General features: G+C 68.3%; 2 protein-coding genes and 1 pseudogene. 1 reads left to right on the top strand and 2 read right to left on the bottom strand.

Annotation, left to right across the window (positions count from 1 at the left end; genetic code table 11):
* Positions 1-3,996: pseudogene (locus JWQ89_RS04500) on the top strand (hypothetical protein); the annotation flags it as partial.
* Between the two features lie 131 nt (positions 3,997-4,127).
* Here the strand turns inward: JWQ89_RS04500 and JWQ89_RS04505 are convergent.
* Positions 4,128-5,327, bottom strand: coding sequence for an MFS transporter (locus JWQ89_RS04505; RefSeq protein ID WP_299638785.1), 1,200 nt, complete (start codon positions 5,325-5,327; stop codon positions 4,128-4,130).
* A gap of 8 nt (positions 5,328-5,335) precedes the next feature.
* Positions 5,336-6,251 (bottom strand): MFS transporter (locus JWQ89_RS04510; RefSeq protein ID WP_299638787.1); only part of this gene is annotated, 916 nt, incomplete at its 5' end.

Below are 6,251 nucleotides of genomic sequence, written 5' to 3' on the forward strand. Positions count from 1 at the left end.
GTGGCGCTCGACGATTCGGCGTCGCGCCTCAACATGACGCTCGAGGACCGCGCCGGGACCATCTCGGGCGCCTTCGAGAACCGCACGCTCGAGCTGAGCTCGGTGATCGACGGCCGCATGCAGTCGCTGACCGAAGCGCTGGATACCCGCGCCATCACGCTCTCCGACGCCATCGACAACCGCACCTCGTCGCTGGCCAAGCTCCTCAGCCAGGGCGGCATCACCCTGCTCGACCAGTTGCGCGACCGCGGCCATGAAGTGTCGAGCGCGCTCGACATGATCGGCACCCGCATCGCGTCCGACATCACCGGCCGCGCCCGCGAGGCCGAGCAGCTGCTTTCCGGCCTCAGCCACCAGCTCGACGAGCAGGTGCAGATCCAGGTCAACTCGATGGAATCGCGCCTGCAGTCAGCGATGATCGAATTGTCCGGCGCCCTCGACGACACCACCGAGCGCGCCCGCGTCACCCTGACCGGTGCCGGCTCGCAGAATCTCGCGCAATTCGATGCGCGCCTCGACGAGATCGCCACGGCCATCGACACCCGCCTCTCGACCCTCGACGGCGTCATTGGCGACAAGGGCGAGAAGCTCATCGTCGCGCTCGACAAGAACAATGCCAGCTTCTCGGCCCGGGCCAACGTGCTGGAAATGGCGCTCGATGAGAAGGCCGAGCACTTCAACGAGATCGTCGGCCAGCGCACCCGCGAGATGACCGAGACGCTCGGACAGCGCACCAAGCAGATCACCGAGTCGATCGCCAACCGTTCGCGCGAAATCTCGGACTCGCTCGAAGGCCACACGCAGATCATCGCCGACGCCCTCGACGGCCGCACCCAGCTGCTCAACGAAACGCTTAACAGCCGCCATGGCGAACTGAGCGCCGCGCTCGACGAGCACGTGAAGGCCTTCGACGTGACCATTGCCGGGCACGCCCGGGCCATGGACACCAACATCATCACCCACGCCCAGGCCATCGACACGGCTCTCGGCGCCCGGGTCGAGCAGTTCGACCAGGTGCTGACCGGCCGCGCCAAGGAATTCGACGATGCCGTCGCGAGCCGCACCCAGGCGCTGGACCAGTCGGTCCTGACCCGCACCCAGGCCATCGACCTCGCGCTGCACCAGCATGCCCAGCAGATCGGCGACAGCCTCGACCAGCGCACCCAGGCACTGGCAACAACCGTCTCCAGCCGCTCGGCCGAACTCGCCGACGCACTCAACAGCCGCACCCAGCAGCTCGCCGAGACGCTCGGCAGCCACACCGTCGGCATCGCTGCGGCGATCGGCGACCGTACCGCCGAGCTCGCCCGCACCATCGACGCACAGGGCGCCACGGCGCGCGACCGGATCGACTCGAGCCTCCGCAACGTCTCCGACGTGATGTCGGAGCGCGCGGCGGCCGTCTCGACGCTGTTCGAGTCCAAGGTCGCCGAAGTCAGCGAGGGCCTGGGCCGCGGCATCGATGCAGCGATCCTCCGCATCGCCGACGCCGAGTCGGGCGTTACTGCCCGCATCGACGGCGCCGCCTCTACCGTCGGCGAGAGCGCCCGCAAGGCCGCCGACATCATCGAGACCGGCGTCAACTCGGCCCGCAAGGCCATCACCGACATGGTCGACCAGCGGCTGGGCACCCTGCCCGAGGCGATCACCGCCCGCGCCGACATCACGGCCGAACGGCTGGCCTCGCTCAACACCGCGATCAACACCGCGCTGGTGCAATCGATGACCGACCTTGAGTCCGGCGCCGACCGGATCGAGGAGACCATCTCCCGCCGCATCGTGTCCGCGACGCAGGGCATCGCCGACGACGTCACCACCACTGCCGACCGCATGGACGTCGCGGTGGGCCGGGCTCTCGCCCAGATCCACCAGGCCTCTAGCAATATCGACGAGCTGATCTCGATCAAGGCCGTGGCCGCCGCCGACGCCATCGGCAGCAAGGTCGCGGAGATCAACCGGGTCGTCTCGGAACAGACCGACGCCTTCTCGGCGCTCGTCTCCGACAGCTCCGCCCAGCTCGAGATGTCGCTGCAGAACCACGGCAACGTCCTGGCCCAGGCGCTGATCACCAACGCCTCGAACGCCGAAGACCTGATGAACCAGTCGACCTCGCGCATCCTCACCGATGTGACGACCGCGCTGGGCAAGCTCAACGACAGCAACATGCTGCTGCAGAAGGTGCTCGACGCCTCGACCGCCAACCTCGCCAACCTCGAGACCTCGGTCGCCCAGCAGACCGCGACCTACTCGACCACGGTGCGCGAGGCCATCGGCTCGACCGAGGAGGCCGGCCGGCTCGTCACCGAGCATGTCGGTGCCCTGCAGGCCTCGATTTCCTCGATGGTCAACGAGTTCGGCTCGATGCTCGGCAACCTCGACGCCGAGGCCAAGAGCCTCGACTCGGCGGCGCAGAACCTCAGCACTTCGGGTACGCTCACCCTCGCCAATCTCGACGATCGCCGCACTGCCATGGACGAACTGGCGCAGGCCTTCACCGCCCGCGCCGATGAGATCGACGGCCGCATGCGCGGCTTCGCCCACTCCATCTCGGAAACCGTCGAAGAGACCGAGCACCGCCTCGTCGCTGCCCGCGAGTCGATGGAGCAGTTGCTCGCCACCACCACCTCCAACGTCGCCGAGACGCTGGAAGCGACGTCGGGCACGATCAACGCCGCCCTCGCCGACACCACCGGCCAGCTGCAGAACGTCCTCACCAACACCGCCGAGCAGGTGCAGGCCGCCCTGGGCGAGACCACCAGCCAGCTCGAAAACGTGCTGACCAACACGGCCGAGAAGGTGCAGACTGCCCTCGGCGCAACCACCGGCCAGCTCGAGGAAGCCCTCACCGGCACCACCGACAAGGTACAGAGTGCGCTGGCCAGCGCCACCGCCGAGATGCAGTCGGTGCTCGGCAAGAGCACCAACCTGCTCGAGGAAGCGCTGGAGGGCACCTCGCATCGTGTCGCCACCCAGCTCGGCTCGTTCACCGATACCGCAGCGAACGAGAGCCAGCGCGCCGCCGATGCCCTGCGCCAGACGCAGGCAACGATGATCCTCGAGATGCAGTCGGCGCTCGAAGAGGCCACCCAGCGCTTCAACGAGACGGCTACCGCGATGCGCGCCACCGCCAAGGAAGTGGGCGCCGAGCTCGAGAACACGCGGTCGGAACTGGCCCGTGGCGTCATGGAACTCCCCGAGGAGACCAAATCCAGCGCCGCCGCGATGCGCCGCGTCGTTGCCGAACAGATCGAAGCGCTGGCCGAACTCAACGCCATCGTTCGCGCCCAGCCGGCGACGCACGACCTCAACGAACGCCGCCCGTCGGCGCCGACCCGCCAGTCCTATGTCCGTGACGAAGCCCCGTCGCGGCCCGAGCCGCGTCCGGAACCGGCCCGTCCGGAGCCGGTGCGCGCCGCCGAGCCGAAGCCGGCCGAACCGGCCCGCGCCACGCCGCGCTACGTGCCGATGCCGGACGTTCCGGCACCGGTGGTCACCGCGCCGCGTCCGCAGACCGTTGCCGAGGCCAAGCCCGCAGCCAAGTCCGAAGAAGGTGGTGGCTGGCTCCGTGACGTGCTCCGCAACGCTTCGGGTCCGGCCGCTGCCGCCCCCGCGGCTGCACCGGCGCCCGCGCCAGCCCCAACACCCGCGCCGTCGCAGGGACAGAACCTCTCGACCCTCACCGAGGAGATCGCCCAGTCGATGGAGCCGGCAGCACTGGCCGATGCCTGGCAGCGCTACCAGTCGGGCGAGCAGAACGTGTTCTCGCGCCGGATCTACACGCTGGGCGGCCAGGCGACCTATGACGAGGTCAGGAAGCGCATCCAGCGCGACCCGGATTTCGGCAAGACCGCCGCGACCTACATGGCCGAGTTCGAGCAACTGCTGAAGCGCGCCGCCACCGGCCCCAACCCGGCCGGCGAGACCCGCGAGTACCTGCTCAGCGACCGCGGCCGGGTGTATACGATGCTGGCCCACGCGAGCGGCCGGCTGGGGTAGCGACTAGCCATTGACCTTGATTGAGGGCCCCGTGGGAAAACCGCGGGGCCTTTTCCTTTGGGTGCGGTGTTGCGGTAGTCGCCTTCTCCCCTTGTGGGAGAAGGCAATCCGGTGCGAGGGGCCGCGGCCGCCTACCCCAGCCGCGCCTCTGCCGCCTGCTTTGGCCCCTGCATCGCGATCGACAGCCAGATCAGCAGGCCGCCGAGGCCGGCGAAGGCTGCGGCGACGAAGTAGGCCTTGGCGCCCATCATGCCGGTGAGCCAGCCGAAGCCGACCAGCGCGATGACGCTCATGGCCTGCTGCAGCATCTGGAAGAAGCCCTGCGCCTCGGCCGCGATCTCGTCGCCGGTCCAGTTGGCGATGAAGTGCATGGAGCCCATGTAGCCGAGCGCGAAGGTGATGGCGTTGAGGGCCTGGAGCGGAATCAGGAGTTCAATGCCCGGCTGCAACGCCATGCAGCTCCAGCGGAAAACCGCGACGGCGGCGGAGGCAAGGATGAGGCTGCGGGCCGAGAACCGCTTGGCGAAGCGCCCGAAGACGAACATCAGCCCGGCCTCCGAGAACGCCGCGACGGCGAGGAGCGGGCCGATGATATCGGCCGAAAAGCCCTGCTCCATCCAGAGCAGCCCCTGGAATGCGTTGAGCACTATGTGGGTGCCGAACACCATCGAAAAGCCGATGAGCGGCAGGATGAAGAACGGCTTCATCACCTCGCGCAGGTGCCGGGCGCCCGATGGCGCCGGCGCGTCCTGCCTCTCGGGGCCGCGGAAGCGCGGCAACCCGACCGCGGCGAGGGTCCGCAGCAGCGACAGCCCGACGAACATCGGCAGGAATATGCCACCGCCGAGCTGCGCGATGATGAAGCCGGTGAGGATGAGCATCAGCATGTAGCCGACCGTGCCCCAAGCGCGGATCGGCCCGAAATGCGTACCGCGTCGCCGCGTCATCCGCATGGTCGCGGCATCGGTCACCGGACCGACGGCGGCGGCCGGCAGGGAGAGCAGTGTCCAGACGATGAGGATGCCCCAGAAGCCGTTGACGAAGAACAGGCCGATCGGGATGAGACCGGCGAGCACCGAGCCGAAGACGATGACCTGCCGCCAGTCCGAGGCGCGGTCGGCGATCCGCCCCACCGCCACGTTGAGCAGCAGCATGATCAGCACGGGGACGGCATTGATGATGCCGATCTGCTCCGAGTTGAGGCCCTGCCCGGCAAACCAGATGCCACCATAGACGGTGACCACCGCGCCCGACATGTACTGGATGAAATAATAGACGCTGGCGCGCAGTTCGGGCGAGATGCGGGGTTCCGGGACGGCGAGGGTGGTCATCTAGGGACTCAGGGGGCGGGATCGGCGACGGTGAGCTGGTCGGTGGTGATCGGGTGGGCATTGGGCGGCTGCAGCTTCAGCGACAGCACCACGCAGAGCGCCCCCACCAGCGCGTAGCCGCCGACCACCAGCCACGCCCATGGCCCGAAGGCGGCGACGCACCAGCCCATGACGAGGATCACCACCACCGACATCGCCTGCTGCAGCACATAGGAGAAGCCCTGCGCTTCGGCGGCGATATCCTCGCTGGTCCAGTTGGCGAGGAAGTAGATGCCGCCGAAGTACCCCATGGCGAAGGTGATCGAGTGCAGCGTCTGCAGCAGGAAGAGCACCCAGACCGGCGGCGAGAACGCCATCGCCGTCCAGCGGAACGCCGCGACGAGGCAGGCGAAGATGATGAGATGCCGCGCCGAGACCTTGAGGTTCAGCCGCTTCCAGATGAACATCATTCCCGCCTCGGCCGCGGCCATGGTGGCGACCAGCGGCCCGATCAGGCCCTCGGGGATGCCCTGCTCGGTCCACAGCACCGCCCCGAACGCGCCAAGCACGCCGTGGGTCGAATAGAGGATGGCGACCCCGATCAGCGCCATAAGGAACCACGGGCTCATCACCTCGCGCAGCTTCTTCGCCCCGAGCCGATGCTCCGGCTTGATCCGCACCTCGCCGGCACGAAACTGCGGCAGCTGGAACGACAGCAGCGCCCGCAGCAGGGCGAAGGCGACGAACACCGGCACGAACGCCCCATCCCCGAGCCAGGCGATCAGCGGGCCGCTGAGCCCGGTGGTGACCATGAAGCCCACCGTGCCCCAGGCCCGCACCGCGCTGAAGTCGGTGCCGTGCCGCTGCGTCATCCTCAATGTCGCCGCATCGATGACGGGCACCAGCGCGAAGGCGGGCATCACCGACAGCACCCAGATCCCCAGA

This window comes from Devosia sp., assembly GCF_028290645.1.
Lineage (GTDB): Bacteria > Pseudomonadota > Alphaproteobacteria > Rhizobiales > Devosiaceae > Devosia_A.

Coding starts and splice junctions, on each gene's coding strand:
- JWQ89_RS04505 (WP_299638785.1), bottom strand. CDS start 5,327: ATGACCACCCTCGCCGTCCCGGAACCCCGCATCTCGCCCGAACTGCGC.